This window comes from Actinomadura fibrosa (genome assembly GCF_900659615.1).
GTDB lineage: Bacteria > Actinomycetota > Actinomycetes > Streptosporangiales > Streptosporangiaceae > Spirillospora > Spirillospora fibrosa.
Genome location: NZ_CAACUY010000006.1, coordinates 112,597 through 133,599 on the forward strand (window position 1 = coordinate 112,597; position 21,003 = coordinate 133,599).

Annotated in this window: 19 protein-coding genes; 15 read left to right on the forward strand and 4 right to left on the reverse strand. The window is 73.6% G+C overall.

All coding sequences use genetic code 11. The features are described from left to right. Positions 1-176: 176 nt before the first annotated feature. Complete coding sequence (locus E1300_RS04515) at positions 177-1,943, reverse strand: acetyl/propionyl/methylcrotonyl-CoA carboxylase subunit alpha (protein WP_131755584.1); 1,767 nt, start codon at positions 1,941-1,943, stop codon at positions 177-179. A 221-nt stretch (positions 1,944-2,164) separates the two neighbouring features. Here E1300_RS04515 and E1300_RS04520 point away from each other — a divergent pair, with 221 nt between their 5' ends. Beyond that, a complete protein-coding gene (locus tag E1300_RS04520) occupies positions 2,165-3,193 on the forward strand; it encodes an SPFH domain-containing protein (RefSeq protein ID WP_242618938.1) in 1,029 nt (342 codons plus the stop codon). Between the two features lie 7 nt (positions 3,194-3,200). Continuing rightward, entirely contained in the window at positions 3,201-3,530 is a 330-nt protein-coding gene (locus tag E1300_RS04525; protein ID WP_131755585.1) for a hypothetical protein, read from the forward strand. Between the two features lie 107 nt (positions 3,531-3,637). Here E1300_RS04525 and E1300_RS04530 read toward each other — a convergent pair whose 3' ends face one another. Beyond that, the gene (locus tag E1300_RS04530) at positions 3,638-3,889 is read right to left on the reverse strand and encodes a type B 50S ribosomal protein L31 (protein ID WP_131755586.1); all 252 of its coding nucleotides are present in this window, start codon (positions 3,887-3,889) and stop codon (positions 3,638-3,640) included. A 156-nt stretch (positions 3,890-4,045) separates the two neighbouring features. On the opposite strand from E1300_RS04530, the gene E1300_RS04535 reads away from it, so the two are divergent. The 6 genes from E1300_RS04535 to E1300_RS04560 all read left to right on the forward strand — a co-directional run bounded on the left by E1300_RS04535 (position 4,046) and on the right by E1300_RS04560 (position 8,777). Then, positions 4,046-4,561 (forward strand): hypothetical protein, encoded by a 516-nt coding sequence (locus tag E1300_RS04535; RefSeq protein ID WP_242618939.1) that lies wholly within the window; start codon positions 4,046-4,048, stop codon positions 4,559-4,561. Positions 4,562-4,898: 337 nt separating this feature from the next. Then, on the forward strand, positions 4,899-5,171 hold the full coding sequence (locus E1300_RS04540) for a WXG100 family type VII secretion target (RefSeq protein ID WP_131755588.1): 273 nt from the start codon (positions 4,899-4,901) through the stop codon (positions 5,169-5,171). An 85-nt stretch (positions 5,172-5,256) separates the two neighbouring features. Next, positions 5,257-5,496 carry a hypothetical protein gene (locus E1300_RS04545; protein WP_131755589.1) on the forward strand — a complete coding sequence of 80 codons (240 nt, stop codon included), beginning with the start codon at positions 5,257-5,259 and terminating at the stop codon, positions 5,494-5,496. 10 nt (positions 5,497-5,506) lie between these two features. Then, positions 5,507-7,663 (forward strand): hypothetical protein, encoded by a 2,157-nt coding sequence (locus tag E1300_RS04550; protein ID WP_131755590.1) that lies wholly within the window; start codon positions 5,507-5,509, stop codon positions 7,661-7,663. A gap of 101 nt (positions 7,664-7,764) precedes the next feature. After that, on the forward strand, positions 7,765-8,244 hold the full coding sequence (locus E1300_RS04555) for a hypothetical protein (protein ID WP_131755591.1): 480 nt from the start codon (positions 7,765-7,767) through the stop codon (positions 8,242-8,244). Then, positions 8,241-8,777, forward strand: a complete 537-nt coding sequence (locus E1300_RS04560) for a hypothetical protein (RefSeq protein ID WP_131755592.1) — start codon at positions 8,241-8,243, stop codon at positions 8,775-8,777. Before E1300_RS04555 ends, E1300_RS04560 begins: the two co-directional genes overlap by 4 nt. 10 nt (positions 8,778-8,787) lie before the next feature. Here the strand turns inward: E1300_RS04560 and E1300_RS04565 are convergent, their stop codons facing one another. Then, on the reverse strand, positions 8,788-13,290 hold the full coding sequence (locus tag E1300_RS04565; RefSeq protein ID WP_131755593.1) for an FtsK/SpoIIIE domain-containing protein: 4,503 nt from the start codon (positions 13,288-13,290) through the stop codon (positions 8,788-8,790). A 143-nt stretch (positions 13,291-13,433) separates the two neighbouring features. Continuing rightward, positions 13,434-14,351 (reverse strand): NAD-dependent epimerase/dehydratase family protein, encoded by a 918-nt coding sequence (locus E1300_RS04570; RefSeq protein WP_131755594.1) that lies wholly within the window; start codon positions 14,349-14,351, stop codon positions 13,434-13,436. A 209-nt stretch (positions 14,352-14,560) separates the two neighbouring features. Between E1300_RS04570 and E1300_RS04575 the strand changes: the two genes are divergently transcribed. The 7 genes from E1300_RS04575 (at position 14,561) to E1300_RS04605 (ending at position 20,909) form a co-directional block, all read left to right on the forward strand. After that, complete coding sequence (locus E1300_RS04575; RefSeq protein ID WP_131755595.1) at positions 14,561-15,262, forward strand: TetR/AcrR family transcriptional regulator; 702 nt, start codon at positions 14,561-14,563, stop codon at positions 15,260-15,262. 230 nt (positions 15,263-15,492) lie between these two features. Continuing rightward, complete coding sequence (locus E1300_RS04580) at positions 15,493-16,389, forward strand: CpaB family protein (RefSeq protein ID WP_131755596.1); 897 nt, start codon at positions 15,493-15,495, stop codon at positions 16,387-16,389. Positions 16,390-16,391: 2 nt separating this feature from the next. Then, positions 16,392-17,453: a hypothetical protein gene (locus E1300_RS04585; protein ID WP_242618940.1), complete on the forward strand. Its 1,062-nt coding sequence runs from the start codon at positions 16,392-16,394 to the stop codon at positions 17,451-17,453. Continuing rightward, positions 17,454-18,755 carry a TadA family conjugal transfer-associated ATPase gene (locus E1300_RS04590; RefSeq protein ID WP_131755597.1) on the forward strand — a complete coding sequence of 434 codons (1,302 nt, stop codon included), beginning with the start codon at positions 17,454-17,456 and terminating at the stop codon, positions 18,753-18,755. It abuts the gene before it with no gap. Between the two features lie 57 nt (positions 18,756-18,812). After that, the gene (locus tag E1300_RS04595; RefSeq protein ID WP_131755598.1) at positions 18,813-19,745 is read left to right on the forward strand and encodes a type II secretion system F family protein; all 933 of its coding nucleotides are present in this window, start codon (positions 18,813-18,815) and stop codon (positions 19,743-19,745) included. Further along, complete coding sequence (locus tag E1300_RS04600; RefSeq protein ID WP_131755599.1) at positions 19,742-20,659, forward strand: type II secretion system F family protein; 918 nt, start codon at positions 19,742-19,744, stop codon at positions 20,657-20,659. Before E1300_RS04595 ends, E1300_RS04600 begins: the two co-directional genes overlap by 4 nt. Positions 20,660-20,687: 28 nt before the next feature. Next, positions 20,688-20,909, forward strand: a complete 222-nt coding sequence (locus E1300_RS04605; RefSeq protein ID WP_131755600.1) for a Flp family type IVb pilin — start codon at positions 20,688-20,690, stop codon at positions 20,907-20,909. The last annotated feature ends 94 nt before the right edge of the window (positions 20,910-21,003 follow it).

A 21,003-nucleotide genomic window follows, 5' to 3' on the forward strand; every position in this document is an offset into this window, starting at 1 on the left:
GAGGCGGAGACTCGTTCCCCGGACCCGGTCCGGCCGCCGGCTGATCGTGGAATCTGCCCCGTTCAGCGCCGTGAAACCCCCCACGTCCGCGACGGAGCCCGGAGACGCGGAACGGGAGGCCGCGTGCGGCGGCCTCCCGTTCCGAGGTCGGATGATCGACGACCGGGCGGAGGCGGTCAGGCGTCCTTGATCTCGCAGATCGCGGCGCCGCTGGAGACCGTCTGCCCCACCTCGGCGGACAGGCCGGTGACGACCCCGGCCTTGTGCGCGGTCAGCGGCTGCTCCATCTTCATCGCCTCCAGGACGACGACGGTGTCGCCCGCGGCCACGGTCGCGCCGTCCTCAGCGACGATCTTGACGATCGTGCCCTGCATGGGGCTGACCAGGGAGTCACCGGACGCCTGGGCGCCGCCGCCCTTCTTGCCGCCGCGCCGCTTGGCCGGGGCCGCCTGGCCCGCCGCCGGAGCGGCGGAGGCGCCGAGGCCCGCGGGCAGCACGACCTCGATGCGGCGCCCGCCGACCTCGACGGTGACGCGCTCCCGCTCGGCCTCGTCCGCCTCGTCGGCGGCCGGGGCGGCATAGGGCGGGATCTGGTTGTCGAACTCGGTCTCGATCCACCGGGTGTGGACGGTGAAGGGCTGGTCGTCGTCCGCGGGGACGAACGCCGGGTCGTCCAGGACGGCCCGGTGGAACGGCAGCACGGTCGGCATGCCGTCGATGACGAACTCGTCGAGCGCGCGGCGGGACCGCTCGACCGCCTGCCGCCGGGTCGCGCCCGTGACGATCAGCTTGGCGATCAGCGAGTCGAACTCCTGCGGGACGGTCTGCCCGACGACGTAGCCGCTGTCCAGCCGGACGCCGGGGCCCGAGGGCGGCTCCCAGGCGGTCAGCGTGCCGACGGCGGGCAGGAACCCGCGGCCGGCGTCCTCGGCGTTGAACCGGAACTCGATCGAGTGGCCGCGCAGCTCCGGGTCGCCGTAGCCGAGCTCCTCGCCCTCCGCGATGCGGAACATCTCCCGGACGAGGTCGATGCCCGCGACCTCCTCGGAGACGGGGTGCTCGACCTGGAGCCGGGTGTTGACCTCCAGGAAGGAGATCGTCCCGTCCTGGCCGACGAGGAACTCGCACGTCCCCGCGCCGACGTACCCGGCCTCCTTCAGGATGGCCTTGGACGAGGTGTAGAGGAGTTCGAGCTGCGCCTCGGACAGGAAGGGGGCCGGGGCCTCCTCGACGAGCTTCTGGTGCCGCCGCTGGAGCGAGCAGTCGCGGGTGGACACGACCACCACGTTGCCGTGCCGGTCGGCGAGGCACTGGGTCTCGACGTGCCGGGGCTTGTCGAGGTACCGCTCGACGAAGCACTCGCCGCGCCCGAACGCGCCGACGGCCTCGCGGACGGCGGACTCGTACAGCTCCGGCACCTCTTCGAGCGTGCGGGCGACCTTCAGGCCGCGCCCGCCGCCGCCGTAGGCCGCCTTGATGGCGATCGGCAGCCCGTGCTCGCGCGCGAACTCGACGACCTCGTCCGCGCCCGAGACCGGGTCCTTGGTGCCCGCGACGAGCGGCGCGCCGACCTTCTGCGCGATGTGCCGGGCCTGCACCTTGTCGCCCAGCGCGGTGATCGCGGCGGGCGGCGGGCCGATCCAGGTCAGCCCGGCGGCCTCGACCGCGGCGGCGAACGCGGCGTTCTCGGCGAGGAAGCCGTAGCCGGGGTGGACGGCGTCCGCGCCGGCCTCGGCCGCGATCTTGAGCAGCTTGTCGATGTCCAGGTAGGTTTCGGCGGCCGTCCGCCCGCCGAGGGCGAACGCCTCGTCGGCGACCCGAACGTGCAGCGCGTCCAGATCGGGCTCGGCGTACACCGCGACACTGGCCAGCCCCGCGTCGCGGCAGGCACGGGCTATACGGACCGCGATCTCACCGCGGTTGGCGATCAGGACCTTGCGCACGTGGGTCTCCTCCCTGAACCTCGGACGCAGTCTAGATAACAGCCTCGCCGAGATTTCGTAAGCCCCTCCTTATAGCGGTCGGCGCCCGCAACCTAGGGGGTTGTGTGGGTCCACACACATCCGCGGAGAACGCCCGCTCCGGGGGGATCCGTGGGACGCTCCAGCCCGTCTGATCACCGATCCGGGACCGAGACCGACCCGGACAGGAGAGGAGCCGTACCGTGAGCAAGAGGGAGTCGTCCACCGGCACCGGCGGCGCGACGGCCGGGCTGCGCGCCCCGCGCCGGCGCACCGCCGTGATCGCCGCGGTGCTGCTGGTGGTCGTCGGCTGGCCGACGCTGAGCGCCCTGCTGGGCGGCTACGAGCGGACCGGCGGCGGCGAGATAGCGGTCGTCCGGAACGGCGGTTTCTTCGACGACAACCGGATCCGCCAGGTCATCGACCCCGGCTCCGGGCGCACCTGGGTCGGCCTGTACTCGAAGGTCCACAAGTACCCGGCCCAGCAGCGCTTCTACACGATCACCTCGGACGCCGGGAAGGGCGAGAGGTCCGGCGTGGACGTGGTCACCGTGCCGAGCTCCGACGGCGTCAACATGGGCATCGAGGGCACGCTCTACTTCACCCTCAACCAGGACCACGCGGCCCTGCGGGCGTTCGACGACAAGTACGGCACCCGCAAGTTCCGCAGCGCGGACGGCAAGACGTACAACGCGTTCGACGGGGACAAGGGCTGGTCCGCGTTCCTCGACCAGATCGTCCGGCCGGTGATCGACAACGATCTCCGCAGCCAGGTGAACAGCTTCCGCTGCGCCGAGCTCGTCTCGTCCTGCGCGCTGGTGCAGAACGCGTCCGCGCAGCAGGCCGCCGCCGTGGGACGGCAGCAGGCGCAGAGCAACAACGGCAACATCGCCAAGGTTCAGAACGCGATCAACACGAGCCTCGCCGCGGACCTGGACTCCACGCTCGGCGGCAAGTTCGTCACGAACATCCACTTCAACCTGGTCCGGGTCACGCTGCCGGAGAAGGTGCAGGACGCCGTGGACCGCGCCCAGGCCGCGTTCGCGCAGGTCAGCGAGGCCCAGGCGAGGGTCGCGACCGCCAAGGCCGAGGCCGCCGCCAACAAGGCCCGCCAGGACGGCTACAACAAGTGCCCGACCTGCGCGAGGATCGAGGAGCTGAAGGCGCTGCCGCAGGGCATCACGGTCTACGCCCCGGGAAACCCGAACGGCGCGCTCCTGCCGCAGAAGTGAGGCGACCGTGCGGTTCCTGATCCTCCTGGTGATGCTGGCGGTCGCCGCCGCGGTGATCGTCCTGCTCCTGTACGCGTTCGGCGGGATCGGGCGGGACGGCCGCCGCACGGCGCGTCCCGGCGCCCGCTGGGAGGCCCACACGGAGTCGTCCGGCGGCGTCACGACCGTGGTGGTCCGCCAGGTGTCCCGGGACGGCTCAGGCGACGTCGTGTCCGAGCACGGCCGCCAGACCATCGCCGCCATCCCGGACGCCGACCCCGCCTGGGAGGAGCGCTACCACGACGCGATGGCGCAGGCCCGCTCCCGCGTGGCGGCACTGGAGAGCCAGAACGACTAGGCCCCTTCTACGACGAAGGCCCGTACCCCGAATCGGGGTACGGGCCTTCGTCTCGTCCAGGGCCGGGCGCCGCCGGGGCGCGGTGGCGGGTACGGCCCCGGAAGGCGTCAGCTCTTCGAGCGGTTGTAGCGGCGGTTGAACTTCTCGACCGCGCCCGTGGAGTCCAGCGAGCGGTTCCGTCCCGTGTAGAACGGGTGGCTCGCCGAGGAGACGTCCACGTCCACCACCGGGTAGGTGCGCCCGTCCTCCCACTCGACCGTCTGGTTCGTCTCGGCGGTCGACCGGGTCAGGAAGGCGTAGTCGGCACCGCGGTCGCGGAAGACGACGGGACGGTACTCCGGGTGGATGGTGTTCTTCATCGTTCCTCCCTGGGGTCGTGCCGGTCGATCTGTAGGTCGTTCCGGTCGCACGGTCATAGGAACACCGTGATAATCGTTTTCATTCCCTGGAGCGCGCCGTGCCGGTGTATCTTCGCCGGAGATCAGCGGAGGGAGCCGATGGTTCGCCTAAGGACCTTGGCCGGCCTGGCGGTCGCCCTGGCCGGCTGCGCACTGCTGCCCGCGTCGTCCGAGGCCGGGCGCGGCCCGGCCCGCGTGGACCCCGAGATCACCCAGCAGCTCACCGCCGCCGCCGGGACCCTGCTGGAGCGCCGCTCCCAGGCCCTCGTCCAGAAGCGCCACGGCGAGCGCCGCCCGCCCGCGGAGATCCTCGGCGTGCGGATCTCCCCGAAGGTCGCCCGCGTCCAGGAGAAGGCCGTCCGCGAGCTGGAGACCCGCAACCGCGCCCCCGTCGAGGGCGGTCCCGCCTACACCGGCGCCCGCACCCGGCTGGCCGAGGGCAAGGCGACCCGCACCGGCGACCGCATCACCCTGGAGGCCGTCGAGCACACGGAGGTCCGCTACGGCAGCGGCAAGCTCACCCAGTCGGTGCGCCGCCGGTTCGAGTTCCGGACCGAGGGCGAGGAGATCACGCTGGTCGGCGAACGCGTCCTCGACCCGTCCGCCCGCCCCGTCAACGACCCCGACCGCTGACCGGTGACCCGGCCGCGGGGGCCGGGCCGAGCGCGACCGGCTTTCCCGGGCGGGCCGTTGATAATGTGCGATCCGTCTGTTTCGCTCGCACGTTCTGAAATCCCCTTGACGGACGGTCATGAACGACGTCACGGAGTGGCGGAGCGTCACGGGCATGCCGGCCATTGGTGTCCACATCCGGTCAAGCCGCGATGGTTGGATTGTGGCCGTTTCGGAGATGTTCCCGCGGAGCACTGCTGGCTTCCGGAGATCGGACGGGCGTAGGCTGTCGCCATTCTTTACGGAAACGTTCCAGCGAAGTCCGCGAACCGGCGGGCGAACGGCGAAAGGTCGAGCGATGAGCGGTGACAAGCGCGGCGCCAACATCGGCGAGCTGGAAGAGCTCTCCCGGATCTTCAGCAAGCACTCCCGCAACCTGGACGCCCTCATCAAGGACCTCAACGGCCGCACGGTGAGCAGCAGCCAGGCGTGGTGGGGCCCCGGCGCCGACCGGTTCCGCGCCGCCTGGGCCGAGGCCAAGACCGCCTTCGACAAGATGGCCGTCGCCCTGGAGCAGGGCAGCCAGGACATCAAGAAGTCCCAGCAGAACATCGAGGCCGCCACCCGCTGACGCCTCCCCCCTGGACCGCGGGTCCCGGCCCATCCCCCCGAGGCCGGGACCCGCACCATTTCCCCGCCCGTCCCCGAGGACGACCGTGAAAGAGAGCGACGCCGCGCACCTGCAATTCCTGCTCGCGCGCATACAGCACCTCTCGGACGAGCACTGGCACGCGTTCACCTCGTCCCGCCGGGCCATGGACGACCACGCCTGGGTGGGCGGAGCCTCGTCCCGCCGGTTCGCCGCCGAACTGGAGCGCAACGACGCCGCCCTGCACGCCGCCCTGCGCCGCGCCCTCCAACTCGTCCAGGACGAGCTCCACCGCCCGCTGCTCTGAGAGGTCCCGCATGACCGACGACGGCTGGCTCGGTCCGGACACCTGCGGCGTCAAGCTCGCGCAGTTCGAGCAGATGGCCCAGCAGATGACGCGCGCGGCACCGGCCCTCGCGCGCCTCGCCGACGAGCTCTGGCAGGCCCTCAACGGCGCCGGCGTGAGCACCGCGCCCGCCATGGAGGTCAAGCGCATCGCCGCGTGGGCCGCCGACGCCGCCGCCGACCTGCGCCGCCGCGACGTGCTCGTCCACGACCTCGACCGCCAGAAGCTCGCCATGTCCGTCTGCCGCCCCGACGGCACCTACCTGAAGCTCCCCGACCGCTACACCGACCAGGTCGCCTACGCCGAAGGCCGCCGCGCCACCGACCTCCTCCGCAAGGCCGCCACCGGAGACGCCGCCGCCCAGAAGGCCCTGCGCCGCATGCGTCCCGAAGACGTCACCCCGATGTTCGCCAAGGCGCTCCTCGAATCCCTCGGCCCGGAGGAGCTCCTCAAGCTCCCGATGTCCCTCACCATGCGCCTCGCGGGGGACGCGAACAACGACCGGCCGGCCCTCGCCGCGCACGCCGCCGACACCCGGGCGATCCTGGCCATCCTCGGCCGGAGCCTTGCTCTCACGACCGACCCCGCGCGCAAGGGCTACCTCGGCGACGACTACCTCAGCGCCCTCCGCGCCGCGGGCCGCACCACCTTCCCGCCGCTCAGCGTCCTTCCGAAGGGAACCGCCGGCTACCAGTCCCTGGCGACGCTCCTCGGCTCCACCGGCACCCGCTTCTCCGCGCACTTCATCGACACCGTCGGCAACGACATGGTCGCCTACGACAGCGGCCTCCGGCCGACGCTCGGCCAGGTCCCCCTGCCCGACCTCGCCGGCCGCTACGGCCTCGGCAACGCCCTCGACCCGTCCGCCACCGACATCCGGACGGGCGGACGCAGGACCGACTTCCTCGCGCCCCTCCTCCTCGCGGCCGCCGCCTCAGGCAAGGAGGCGTCCCAAAAGCTCCTCACCCACCGCCCCATGGGCCCGCTGCCCCAGGACCCGCAACCCCGCACGTCCGGGACGAACCTCCAATACCTCCTCCACGACCGCCGCGCCGTCTGGGGCGAGTCCGACCACGGCACTGCCCTGGGCAAGACCCTCGAAGCCGCCACCACCGCCCAGGACCCCGGATCCACCCGCCTTGCCTTCGCCGCCGCGCAGATCCTCGCCACCGACGCCCGCGCCAACTTCAAGGTCAAGGACGGCAAGGTCCAGGTCGGCGACAAGGCCCCGCTGGACGCCCTCCTGAGCGGCGCCCCGGCCGACGCGATCGCCCGGCCCCACCACTACGACGAACTGTCCGGCCTGCGCCCGTCCATGGCGAAGGTCCTGGTCGCGCACCTCGACCAGCTCCACGACCTCGTCCGGCTGTCCCGCTTCGACGAGCGGCCCGGCTCCACCGGGCTGACCGCCGACGACCTCGACTACCTGCTCCTGGACGTCGCCCGCAACGCCACCGCCTACGAGACCCTCCTCATGGGCCAGATCGCCCACGCGAAGATCGCCGTCGACCGGACCGTCCAGAACCACGGCGACCTCTCCAACACCATCGCCGGCGAGGGCCAGATGTTCGGCCACCTCCTCGAAGCCCGCCACCAGACCCTGGGCGCCGAGGGCCTCCGGCTCGCCGAGGACCTCGCCCGCATGCAGAGCTACGTCGGCCACGGCATCGCCCTGCTCCCGGTCGACTTCGCCCCGATCACGCGAGTACCGATAGCCGGAGACGTGTTCAACGTCGCCCTCGGCAAGCTCTCGGGGAAACTGACCACCGTGCTCGCCAAGAAACTCGCCGACAAAGAAGACCCCGCCATCGTCGCCCCCAAAACCGACACCGAGGGCGTGGAACGCCTCTTCAACCAAATGATCATCTCCTCCCTCGTCACCCACGGCCAGTACGTGCGAACCGGCCTCGACGGCCGAGCGTTCGTTGACGAGCAGAACAGGATCAAGCCCCTCGCGACCATGTCTCCGTCCGAGATGGAGAAGCTGATCCGATGGGCGAACAACACGATGAAACTGAACAATCAGAGCGACACCGTCATGACGGCGATCGAGAACGGTGCGACGACGACGTCCGGCCATTATCGAGGTTCTGGCGGGGAGAACGTGAGTGAAAGTGGGCGGCGGTGAGACGCTCGCTCGCGATCGGCGTGTGCGGCTTGCCCCTCGCCCTCGTGGTGCTTCCTGGGTGCCGGGATGAGAAAGGCCCTGTGCGTCCGTCCAGCATCCCCATGGCGGTGGTGAAGGATCAGGCGCCATACCTGTGCGACCTCGTGCCGGAGTCGGCTTTCCGGCTGGTCACGGGCCTCTCGTTCCCCGTGAACGCCAAATGGGATGGGCCTCACAAAAAGGATGGCCTCTGCCTGGCGTTCGCCGCCGGACGCGAAGCTCCCCTCGGTGTGACCTGGTCCTACGATGACGGCGAGAAAATCCTGCGACTTCAGCATGAGAAGTGGCGTGATCAGAACGCCCACCGGTTGCCGGCCGCGCTCGGAGACGGCTTGGCGGTCGTCATCCCGACGGCAGGAGGCATCGCGCGGCCCAACTATGTCGTCGCTCTCTTCAAGTGCGGGGGTCGGCGGCCGTGGATCAGTATCGATTTCGCGCCGGTCGTGCGGGGGAGGGATGCGGTGCGGGACATGGTGGACTTCATGCGGATCGCCGAGCGGCGGTTCGGGGAGTTGCACAAGTGCACGCCGGGGGCGACATGAGTGAGAAGCCCGTGTTCGTGGAGGCCGTGGAATTCAACCGGCGGATCCAGTGCGCCGTGTGGGGGCTCGCGGTCACGATGGCGCTGTGCGCCTGGACGACCGCGCCGTGGTTCGAGCGCGGCGGCGAGACGGGAGTTCTCTGGGACGCGACCGGGCGGCAGGGGTTGAGCTGGGCGGGACGCTCGCTGCCCGCGATCATGATGGTCACGCTCGTCCTCGGGGTGGCGGCCGCGGCGGCGGCGTCGCGGGCCGTCGCGCGCGGCGCGTGGATCTGCGGCGTGGTGAACTTTGCGCTGATCAGCGTGTTCACGAGCGGTCCGGGTGATGGCTTCGATACGCGCTACGGGGCCGGATACGGGTGGTTGATCGCGCTCACGTACGTGGTCGTCTTCCTCTGCGTCGCGCATACGGCCCCGCCGACCCGGCGCGTGAAGCCGGTGGGACGGCTGGGACGGCCGAGCAACCCCAGGCGGGCGGTCGGTTGGATGGACCGCTCGTTCGGGACGGTCGACAAGCGCACCCACCTGAAATGACGCCGGGCGGTCAGTCGGTGGTCGGGGGTGGGAGGGCCACCTGGATCTGGGTGGTGACGCCGGCGGCCACGAAGAGGCCGCGGCCAGTGGGCCCGGCCAGGGGGGCGTTGCGGGGAAGGCGGAGGCCGAAGAGGTCGCCGTCGTCCGGGGACTCGATGGACAGCAGGACGCCGGAGCGGGAGCGGCGGGTGTCGGAGAGGAAGCCGCGGTAGCCGCGGCCGAGGTCGGCGGTGGTGCCGCCGATGACGACGGCGTGCTCGCCGTCGCGGGCGGTGCGGAGGACGTCGCGGAGGGCGTCGTCGAGGTCGGTCTCGTCGAGGAGTTCGGCGTCGTCGACGACGACGGCGTAGCGGTGCTCGTCGCCGATCGCCTTCTCCAGGTCGTCGGCGTCGGAGTCGGACGTGAGGACGCCGAGGACGCCGGGGCGGCCGGACAGGAGGCGGAGCGGGGAGCGGCGGGGCGTGACCAGGACGACGGGGACGAGGCCGCCCGCGATGGCGGGGTCGAGGAGGGAGTGGACGATCGTGCGGAGGGTGGTGGAGCGGCCTGAGCGGGGCGGGCCCGCGACGGCGAAGCCGGGGCCCTCGTTGAGGAGGTCGATGCCGACGGGGGCGAGGGTGTCGCCGCCGACGCCGACGAGGGCCCAGAGGGCGGACGGGGCGAGGAAGTCGGGGTCGAGGGCCATCGCCTCGCGGTAGGTGACGCGGACGGGCAGCTCGTCCACGTGGAGGGGGCGCTGGCGGCGGGGGAGGCGGCCGTAGCGGGTGACGGCGGCGCGGGCGATGTCCTGGAGCGCGGCGACCTGGGCGGTGCCGGACGGGTCGTCCGCGAGGACGCCGATCTGGGACTCGCGGAGGGGGACGCCGGGGGCGACGGCCTCCAGGGCGCGGCCGGGCGGCATCGCGGCGGGGACCTGCTTCTCCTGGAGGCCCGCGTAGCCGTAGTCGTTCGGGTCGGACATGCGCAGGACGAGGCGGCGGTCGAAGACGGTGGAGACTTGGCCGCCGAGGCCGGAGCGGTCGCCGGTGAAGACGGCGCGGAGGCCGGCGGCGGCGCCCTCGCGGAGGAGGCGGAGGGTCTGGTCGACGAGGCGGCCGTAGTCGTAGTGCTCGAAGGCGCCGAGGAAGCCCTCCCAGCGGTCGAGGAGCAGGACCATCCAGGGGAGGCGGTCGGTGGCGGCGACGGCGGCGCGCTGCTCGGCGAGGGACGCGAACCCGGCTTCGGCGAGGAGCTGCTGGCGGCGGGCGACCTCGGCGGACAGGGCGGTGAGGAGGCGCTCGCAGCGGTCGAGCTGGTCGCGGGTGACGACGGCGCCGCAGTGCGGCAGGGACATGAGGGGCAGCAGGGCGTTGGCGCCGCAGTCGATGGCGTACAGGTGCGCGTCGTAGGGGGAGCAGGCGCCCGCGAGGGACCCGGCGATGGTGCGGAGCGCGGTGGAGCGTCCCGACTGGGCGGAGCCCGCGATGTAGAGGTGGCCGCCGGACGCGAGGTCGAGGGCGAGGGGCTCGCGGGACTGGACGGCGGGCAGGTCGGTGACGCCGAACGGGATCGGGGGGACGTCGACGACGGAGCCGCCCGCGGCGGTGCGGGGGGTGAGGCGGACCCGGTCGGGCAGCGGGCTCAGCCACGGGGAGGGCTGGCGGGCGGCGCCGGCGCGGCGGGCGGCCGCGTCGATCGCCTGGACGAGGGCGGACAGGTCGGTGGTGAGGGCGTCGTCGGCGGCGTCGCGGGGTGCGGGGAGGGGGCGGCCGAGGCCCTGCCAGGGCATGGGGTGGACGGTGGTGCGGCGTTCCGCGGCGGCGCCCGGGCGGCGTCCGCCGATGCGGGCGGACTGGACGGCGTGGACGGTGGACGCGCCGGAGCGGATGTAGCAGCGGCCGGGGGCGGACTTGGAGATCTGCGCGGCGTCGGGGGTGTCGATGACGTCGGTGGACTCGTCGGGGTCGGTGACGCGCAGCGCGATGCGGAGGTTGGTGTTGGCGCGGATGTCGGGGGTGACGACGCCGGCGGGGCGCTGCGTGGCGAGGATCAGGTGGACGCCGAGGGAGCGTCCGCGGCGTCCGATGTCGACGAGGCCGGCGACGAAGTCGGGGAGTTCGGTGACCATGGCGGCGAACTCGTCGATGACGAGGACGAGCCGGGGGATGGACGGCAGGGACGGGTCGGCGGGGCGCAGGTCGTTGTAGTCGTCGATGTCCTTGGCGCCGGCGTGGAGGAGGAGTTCCTCGCGACGGCGGAGTTCGGCGGCGAGGGACTCCAGCGCGCGTTCGGTGGCGTGGCCGTCGAGGTCGGTGACCATCCCGACGGTGTGGGGGAGGCGGGCGCAGTCCTTGAACGCGGCGCCGCCCTTGTAGTCGATGAGGACGAACGTCATCTCGTCGGGGCGGTTCGCGACGGCGAGGGACGCGATGAGGGTCTGGAGGAGTTCGGACTTGCCCGCGCCGGTGGTGCCGGCGATGAGCCCGTGGGGACCGTCCGCGCGGAGGTCGATGTCGTGGACCTGCTGGCGGCCTGAGCGCTTCTCTCCGCCGGTGCCCACGCCGATGGGGACGCGGGTGGTGCGGCCTCCGGTGCGGGTCCAGGAGTGGAGGACGTGCTCGGGGGTGGGTTCGGGCATGTCGAGGAGGTCGAGGAGCCGGACGTCCTTGGGGATGGATTCCTCGGCGTCTTCGCGGGAGACGTCGCGGACGGGGGCGAGTGCGCGGGCGACGCGGTCCGTCCAGGAGGGGGACACCTGGTCGGCGAGGACGGGGCCGATGACGTCGAGCCCTTGGCCGCGCAGGTGGACGAGGGACGGGTGGTCCGGGTCCCAGGCGACGACGGCGCGGCACTCCTCGGGGAGGAGGCGTTCCTCGTCGTCCACGCAGATGGCGTGGATGCCGTATTCGGGTCCGCGGGACAGCAGCATGGGCATGCCCGGGACGCGGCGCAGCGCGCGCGCCCCGTCGAGGACGATGAGGACGTTGTAGGGGGTGGTCTCCGCGGGCTTCTTCTGGCCGAGGAACGCCGACTCGGACTGGGCGGCGCGGCGCCGCTCGGTCACGCGGATCGCGAGCTCGGTGACGCGGTGCGCGACGGACTCGGGGTCGGTGCCGACCAGGGCCAGGCACTCCTCGCCCTCGCGCGGCGCGGCGTGCGGAAGCCACCGCACCCAGTTCCAGTCGCCGCCCGCGCCCTCGTCCGCGGACAGGACGACGACGGCCAGGTCGCCGGGGCTGTGCAGGGCGGCGGCCTGCGCGACCAGCCAGCGGGCCAGCGCGCGGGACGCGTGCCGGGGGCCGGTGAGGCCGAGGACGCCGAGCTCGGCGAGCGGCAGCGCGACCGGCACCTGCCGCGCGGTGGGGACGGGGATGCCCGCGGCCTCGCCGGTCAGCTCGACGCGGGCGGGCAGGTCGGCGAGGCCGATCCGGAGGTGGAGCGCGTCCGGGTCGTCGCGGCGCCGCTCCCACAGGCGCCGCCGCGGCCCGGTGGCGGTGAGGAGGATCTCGGCGGGGTCGGGGTGCAGCGCGCGCCGCTCCGCCTGGTCCTCGCGGCGCAGCCGGTCCAACTCGCCGTCGAACTCGCCGGCCTTGCGCTGGTACTCCTTCAGCGCCTTCTTGTACGACTTGCGGCCGTGCAGCCGGTCGCCGATCCACTCGCCGACCGTCATCACGGGCCAGGCCAGCGCGAACAGCGCCCACCACCACTGGCCCATCGCGAACGCCATGACCAGCCCGAAGGCGGAGAACAGGATCGCGCCGAACAGGCGGAGCCGCTCCCGCTGGTTGCGTTCGGGACGCCTCGGGACCTCCAGCTCGCGGACGTGGTGTCCCGGGTTCAGCCGCGGCGGCCGGTTGAACGCGAGGCCGCCCTCGGGCAGCGGCTCCAGGTGGGTGTCGGGGGCGGCGCTCGGCGCGAGGGCGAGGACGCTGGCGCCGACGGTCAGCAGGCCGCCCGCGGGCCAGTCCGCCTTCGCGGTGAGCGGTTCCCCGTCGAGGGAGGCGGGCCCGCGCATCGTCATCGCGGACGCCTCGACCTGCACGCCCTCGACCCCGACGGTGACCCGCAGCGACCGCGCCGGGATGGACGGGTCGGCGAGGCTGACGTCCACGTCGTTCCCGGACCCGATCGTGGCGACGCCGAGGCCGAGCCGGTGCACCGACCCGGCGGCGGGCCCGCCGACGACCCGCACCTCGACCAGCCCGGTCGGCTCCGCGAGGACGGTGGCGGCGGCGCCGCGCCGCTCGACGGCGACGACCGCGCCGTCCCGCAGCTCCTTGACGGCGAGGGACCGCGGGTCGAGCATCCGCCCGTCCACCCAGAGGGCCTGCCGCGGACGTTCCGCGGGCGCCCCGAGCGCGGCCTTGGTGAAGCGCGGGGCCGGGACCGGCGATGCCGCCTTGGGGGCGGGCGCCGCGCCGTCCAGCGCGGCGGACAGCGAGCGGGCGACCCCGTCCACGGTGGCCTCGGAGTCGACGTCGATCACGACGTCCCGTGGCCCGCCGCCGGTCAGCGCCGTGAACGAGATCCGCATCCGAGCCCTCCGCGCCCTCCGCCGTGCCTGATCCGGGCAAGCCGCCCGGGCCAGCTTAATTACTCGGCCCGCTCCGGCTCCGGGAGACGACACGGATGGGGTCCGTGGCGGGCCCGCCGGTCCCGGCGGGCGGCCGTGCCCGGTCACGACGCCGCGATGATCGCCTTCAGCGCCTGGTCGAGCGGCGTGGGCGCCATGCCGAACGTCTTCTGGAACGCCGACGAGTCGAGGACGTACGGGCGGTCGAACTGGTAGCGGGTCTCGCGGAGCTCCCGGAACAGGGGCGAGACCGTCCCGATGGCCTTGAAGAGGGGGCGCGGGAGCTCGTACACGCGGGGCTTGGGCGCGTCCGCGAGCTCGCACAGCCGCTCGGCGACCGCGCGGGTGGAGACGGCCGGGCCGGTCGGGACGTGCCAGGGGCGGCCCCAGGCGCGCTCGTCCGTCCCGGCGATGGCGAGGGCCTCGGCGACGTCCGGCAGGTACGTCCAGCTGTGCGGGACGGACGGGTCGCTGAGGAAGGCCACGCGCTTGCCGGCGAGCAGGGGGTCCACGAAGCGGACCTGGCCCAGGTACGCCTGGTCGGTGCTGCGCGGGCCGTAGTAGTCGGAGGCGCGCAGCTCGGTCGCGCGGATCCGGCCCGCCTGGTGCGCGGCGTGCATGTCCTCCCACATGCGCGCCCGCATGCGGCCCTTGGTGCCGGTGGCGTTGAGCGGGAGGTCCTCGGTCATCGGCCCGTCGACGGGCCCGTACCCGTACAGGCAGCCGAGCGTGACGAGGACGGCGCCGGTCTTCTCGGCGGTGGCGAGGAACGAGCCCGCCATGGGCGGCCAGTCCTCGGCCCAGCGGTGCAGTTGGGGGTTGACGCAGTTGTAGAGGGCGTCGGCCCCCGCGGTGATCGAGGCCAGCCTGGCGCGGTCGGTGACGTCGGCGGCGATCCGCTCGACCCCGTCCGGCCCGGAGCCGGACCGGGTGACGACGACGACGTCGTGGCCCCGCTCGGTGAGGCGTTCGGCGAGGTGCGCGCCGACCTGGCCGGCTCCGACGATCACGTGCTTGCCCATGGTTCCTCCTGCGAAGTCGCGCGGTCCGCGATGCGGTTCCGCTGTGTGCGGGTCCGTGCGGGTGTGGCGAGGACGTCGCGAGACGTTGCGTGCGCCGTCCTCTTCACGAAGCGCCGTTCCCTTTCGAGAGCAATGCTCTCTCTTTGGATCGCCGTTCGTCAAGAGCAGTGCTCTCTTTTCTGTCCGCCGCTCTGTTAGAGTGCGGGGCCATGAGCGCGGGACGCACGGCACGGGAACGGGTCAGGGCCGAGCTGACCAGGGAGATCGTCGAGACGGCCCGGCGGCATCTCGGCACCGAGGGCGCGGCGGGGCTGTCGCTGCGGGCCGTCGCCCGCGAGATGGGGATGGTCTCCTCGGCGATCTACCGCTACTTCCCCAGCCGGGACGACCTGCTCACCGCCCTGATCGTGGACGGCTACAACGCCCTCGGGGAGGCGGTCGAGCGCGCCGACGCCGCGGCGCCCGCCGACGACTTCGGCGGACGCTGGCTCGCGGTCTGCCGCGCCGTCCGCACCTGGGCGCTGGCGAACCCGCACGAGTACGCCCTGCTGTACGGGTCGCCGGTGCCGGGCTACCAGGCGCCGCAGGACACCGTCTCGCCCGCCGTCCGCGACACCGTCGTCTACGCGCGGATCGTCACCGAGGCGCACGCCGCCGGAGCGCTCGACCCGGCCGGGCCCGTCCCGCCGATGCCGTGCGAGCTCGCGGCGGACGCGGCGCGCGGACGCCGGGCCGTCGCCATGGACGTGCCCGACGACGTGGTCGTGCGGGCGCTCACGGCCTGGACCGGCCTGTTCGGGACGGTCGGCTTCGAGCTGTTCGGCCAGTTCGACACCGTCGTGGTGGAGCGCGGCGCCTACTTCGACCACTCGATGACCCTGCTGGGCCGCCTCGTCGGCTTCCGCTTCTGATCTCCGCCCGCCCCGGCCCTGGAGCGCCGGGAACGCGGTCAGTGACGCGTGTGACTGGTGGTAAGTGGCGAAGTGTCCGGTGATTGCCCTGGTCAGGGCGGTTTCACGGGTCTCGGGAACGCTTCACCTTTGCGAATCCATTGACGCGGCATCACCGTCCCCGCGAGCATGGATCGCTGCTCGAAGGTGCGAGATCGCGCGGGCGGGTTCCGCGGGGCGGGAAGGGGCGCGTGGCGAGTGCGATGAAGTCGTCCAACCAGTCCGTCGCCGGCGGGGTCGCCGCGAACCCGCCCGGCGGCGCAGCGGGGCTGGGCCGCTCGGGACTCGGCACCTCCGGCGGGCAGCGGCTTCCCGCGTCCCCGCGCGAGCGCAAGCCCGCGCTCGCCGCGCTCGCGGTGCTGCTGATCCTCGGCGGCGCCCTCGCGAGCGCCTACCTGGTGATGGCGAGTGGCCAGCGCGTCTCGGCGATCCGGATCGCGCAGCCGGTCGCGGCGGGCCAGCGCATCCCGCCGAGCGCCCTCGAAGAGGTTCAGGTCGGCGACACCGGGATCCAGTACATCAACTGGTCCGAGCGGCAGAACGTCGGCCGCTACTACGCGGCGGTGCCGCTGGTGAAGGGCGCCCTGCTCACCAACTCCATGATCAGCCCGTCCGACGGCGCCGCCAAGGGCCGCCTCGTCGTCGGCCTCGCGCTCAAGCCGGGCCAGCTCCCCGCCCGCGGCGTCGACATCGGCAAGCGCGTCACCCTGTACGCGGTCGGCGGCGGGACGGGCGGCGGCCCCCGCGCCGGGACGGTCCTGTCGCCCGACGCGATCGTGATCGGCATCGCCCGGGGCGGCGGCGACCGGCTCCGCTCCGACCAGACGACCGTGGACGTCGCCGTCCTGCCCGCCGACGCGCCCCAGCTCACCCAGGCGGCCTCGGCCGGGACGGTCGCGCTCGCCCTCGTCCCGGACGGCACGAAGGTGTCCTCAAGCAGGCCCGCCGCGCCCGAGAGCCCGGAGCGGACGCCCGGCGCCGGTGAGCAGAGCCCGCCCGCGACGAACGGCACGGGCACCGGCGGCGCGGGCACCGGCACCCCCGGGACGGGCACGCCAGGCACCGGCACGGGGACGGGCGGGAACTGACCGTGGCACTCATCGCGCTCGCGGCCGACAAGGGGGCGCCGGGCGTCACGACCGCGGCCGTGGCCCTCGGCGCCGTGTGGCCGCGCCCCGTGCTCGTCGCGGAGTGCGACCAGGCGGGCGGCGACCTCGTGTACCGGCTGCCCGCCGCCGCGCCCTCCACCGGCGGGGAGGCCCCCGCCCAGGACCGCGACGGCGGCATGCTCAACCCGTCCCGCGGCCTGCTCAGCCTCGCCGCGACGGCCCGCCGCGGGCTGCGGCCCGAGCAGGTCGCCGAGCACTGCCAGCGGCTCGTCGGCGGGCTGGACGTGCTCGTCGGCCTCACCAACGCCGAGCAGGCCCAGGCCATGACATGGCTGTGGGGCCCGCTCGGCCGGGCGTTCGCCGGGCTCGCGCCCGTCGACGTCATCGCCGACTGCGGGCGGCTCGGCGCGGGCACGCCGCTCACCGACATGCTCCGCGAGGCCGACCTCGTCGTCCTGCTGACGCGGGCGACGCTGGAGCAGGTGGCGCACCTGCGCGAGCGCGTCGCGGCGCTGACCGCCGAGCTGCGCGGCGGCCCGCCCGTCGGGGTGCTCGTGCTCGCCGACCCCCGCGACTTCCGCGGCTCGATCGCCGAGGTCGACCGGATCATCGCGGGCGCACGCGTCCGCGGCCACGCCCTGGACGCGGGCGCCGGCGCGGGAACCGAGCCCGGCCCCGCCGTCCCGCCCGTCAGCGTGATCGGGGGGCTCGCGCTCGACCCGAAGGGCGCCGAGCTGCTCTCGGGCCGCTGGGGCGGCCGCCTCGACCGCTCGCTCCTCATCCGCTCCGCCCGCGAGGTCGCGTCCGACCTGATCGGACGGCTCCCCCCACCTCGTCCCGCGGCCCACGCCCCCGGCGAGTACACCCCGAACGGCCAACGTCCCCCGGGCGAGCAGCCGTCCCCGCCAGCACACGACGCCTCGACCGGCCGCTTCACCCCACCAGTAGGGCAGCACGCAGCGCCGGGTGAGGCTCAGGCCGGGGGCGGGGCGTCCGAGCAGGTGACGTCGGCGGGCGGGCGGCACGAGAAGGGGGAGCGGTAGGTGGACCACGGGCTCGTCAAGCGGCTTCGCCAGGAGGTCGGCGACCGGCTGGCCCAGCAGCGCCGCCTCGACGCCGCGCACGGCCTGCCGCCGATGACCGGCGAGGACGAGCGGCAGTTCGCCCGCGCGCTCATCGGCCAGGTCCTGGAGGAGTTCGCGCGCGGCGAGATCACCTCCGGGCGGCGCCCGCCGAACGCCGAGGAGGAGGAGGCGCTCGCGGCCGGCGTGCACGCGGCGCTGTTCGGGGTGGGCCGGCTCCAGCCGCTGCTGGAGGACCCCGAGATCGAGAACATCGACGTCAACGGCTGCGACCGGGTGTTCATCGGCTACGCCGACGGCCGCGAGGTGATGGGCGAGCCCGTCGCGGAGAGCGACGAGGAGCTCGTCGAGCTGATCCAGATCCTCGCCGCCTACAGCGGGCTGTCGTCGCGGCCGTTCGACACCGCGAACCCGCAGCTCGACCTGCGGCTCCCGGACGGGTCGCGGCTCTCGGCCGTGATGGACGTGACCGTGCGCCCCGCGCTGTCGATCCGGCGCGCCCGGCTCGGCAAGGTGTTCCTCGCCGACCTCGTGGGCAACGGCACGTTCAGCCAGGAGGTCGGGCAGTTCCTGCGCGCCGCCGTGCACGCCCGCAAGAACATCATGATCGCCGGGGCGACGAACGCGGGGAAGACGACGCTGCTGCGCGCGGTCGCCAACGAGATCCCGGCGAACGAGCGGCTCATCACCGTCGAGCGGGCGCTGGAGCTCGGCCTCGACGCCTTCCCCGAGCTGCACCCGAACTGCGTGGCGTTCGAGCAGCGGCTGCCGAACTCCGAGGGCCAGGGCGCGATCTCGATGGCGGAGCTGGTGCGCCGGTCGCTGCGCATGAACCCGTCCCGGGTGATCGTCGGCGAGGTGCTCGGCGACGAGATCGTCACGATGCTGAACGCGATGACGCAGGGCAACGACGGGTCGCTGTCGACGATCCACGCGAACTCGTCGATGGAGGTCTTCAACCGCATCGCCACGTACGCGATCCAGTCGGAGGAGCGGCTGCCCGTCGAGGCGACGCACATGCTCATCGCGGGCGCGATCGACTTCGTCGTCTTCATCGAGAAGCGCAACGAGTACGCGTCCGGGGGGCGGCTGCGCCGCTACGTCGCGAGCATCCGCGAGGTCACCGGCGTGGACGGGCGGGTCCTGTCGTCGGAGGTGTTCGCGCTCGGCCCCGGCGGGGTCGCGGTGCCGAACGCGCCGATCGCGTGCGCCGCCGAGCTCGCCGACCACGGGTACGACCCGTCCGCCGGAGGTGGCTGGTGACGCGTTCCGCGCACGGCGTCCACCGGGGGCGGTGCCGCGCCCCGGAAGGGAGCGGCGATGTACGCGCCTGACGTGCTGCTCGCCGTTCTCGCGGGCGCCGGGGTGGGCGGCGGGATCCTGCTGCTGGTCGTGGCGATCCGCGGGCTGCCGCGGCGTCCCGGGCGGACCCGCGCCCGCAGCCGCGAGGAGATCGTCCGGACGCTCAGCACCCGCACGGCCGTGTCGGTCATCGCGGGCGTCGCGGTCCTCGTCGTGACCCGCTGGCCGATCGCCGCCGCCGGGACGGGCGCGCTCGTCCTCGGCTGGAACGGGCTCGCGGGCGGCGCCGCCGAGGAGCGCCGCGGCATGGCGGGGCTGGAGGCCCTCGCCGCCTGGACGGAGTCGCTGCGCGACACGATCGCGGGCGCCGTCGGCCTCGAACAGGCCATCCCCGCCTCGCAGCGCGCCGCGGCGCCCGCGCTCCAGCAGCCGCTGCGCGGGCTCGTCGACCGGCTGCACACCCGCGTCCCGATGCCGGAGGCGCTGCGCCGCTTCGCCGACGACCTGAACGACCCGTCCGCCGACCTGGTGATCGCGGCGCTGATCCTGAACGCGAAGCTGCGCGGGCCCGGCCTGCGCGACATGCTCGGCGCGCTGGCGAACTCGGCCCGCGCGGAGCTCGACATGCGGCGCCGCGTCGAGGCCGACCGGCGCTCCACGCGGCGGAGCGTCCGCATCGTCGTCGGCGTGTCCGTCGGGACGGCGCTGGGCCTCGCCGTGTTCAACCACTCCTACGTCGAGCCGTACGACGACTTCCTTGGCCAGCTCGTCCTGTGCGTCGTCGTCGCGCTGTACGCGGCGGCGTTCCTGTGGCTGCGGCGCCTGGCGAGGTACGAGCTGCCGGGCCGGTTCCTCAGCGAGCCCCGCAAAGCGCAGCCCGGCGTCCCCGGCGAGGTGCCGAGCACTGTCGCGGGCTGGCAGGCCGGCGGCGGGACGGGGGCCGCGCCGTGACCGGGGCGATGCTCGCCGGCGCCGTCCTCGGGACGGGCCTGTACCTGCTGGTCCGGGCGCTGTTCCCGGCGCGGCCCGGGCTCGCGGCGCGGATGGCCGCCGTCGACGCCGCCCGCCGCCGCGACCTGGAGGAGGCGCAGGCCGGGCGGATGTCGCCGACGCTCGAACGCGTCGGCGGGATGCGCGCCCGCGTCGGCCGGGAGCTGGTGCGGTTCTGCGAGACGCGCGGCTGGAAGCTGCGCTCGATCCGCGCCGACCTCGCGATCACCGAGCGGTCGCTGGAGGCGTTCCTCGCGACCAAGTTCCTGCTGCCCGCGGCGGCGCTGCTGTTCATCCCGCTGGTCGTCGCCTACTTCGCGATCCTCGGCCTCGGCTCGTCCGTGCAGCTCCCCGCGTGGGTCTGCCTGCTGTTCGCGGTGCTGTTCTTCTTCTTCCCCGACATGCAGCTCCGGCAGGAGGCGCAGGCCCGCCGGCAGGACTTCCGGCACGTCGTCGGCGCGTTCCTCGACCTCGTGTCGATGAACCTGGCGGGCGGGCGCGGTGTCCCGGAGGCGCTGATGACCGCGTCCAACGTGGGCGAGGGCTGGGCCATGCACCGGATCCGGGACGCGCTGTCCAACGCGCGCATCACCGGCCAGACCCCCTGGCAGGCGCTCGGCCGGCTGGGCGACGAGCTCGACATCGCCGAGCTGCGCGACCTCGCCGGGGCCCTCGCCCTCGTCGCCGACGACGGCGCGCAGATCCGCAAGTCGCTCGCCGCGCGCGCCGCGTCGATGCGCAGCCGCGAGCTGTCGGAGCTGGAGGGCAAGGCGGGCGAGCGGTCGCAGTCGATGCTCGTCGCGCAGCTGTTCCTGTGCGCCGGGTTCCTGATCTTCCTGGCCTACCCGGCGCTGATGCGGGTGCTGGCCTCATGACGTCCCCGACCCCCTCCGGAGGTACCCGATGAGTCCGCTCAACCCCCTGAACGACCCGTCCGTCGTCTACCTGCGCGCCCTGCTCGGCACCCGGCTGGCGCGGCTCCGCTCGGACGAGGAGCGGAGCCGGGGCGCGTCGGCGATCGAATGGGCGATCATCACGGCGATCCTCGCGCTGATCGCCATCACGATCGGCGCGGTGATCCAGAAGAAGATCACGGACAAGGCCGACAGCATCAAGACGGGCTGAGCCGCGATGCGCCCCCGCGAGCCGTCCCGGCGGCCCCCGACGCCCGGGCCGCCGCACGAAGCCGAGCCGCCCGGGCGGCGCGCGTCCTCCGGGC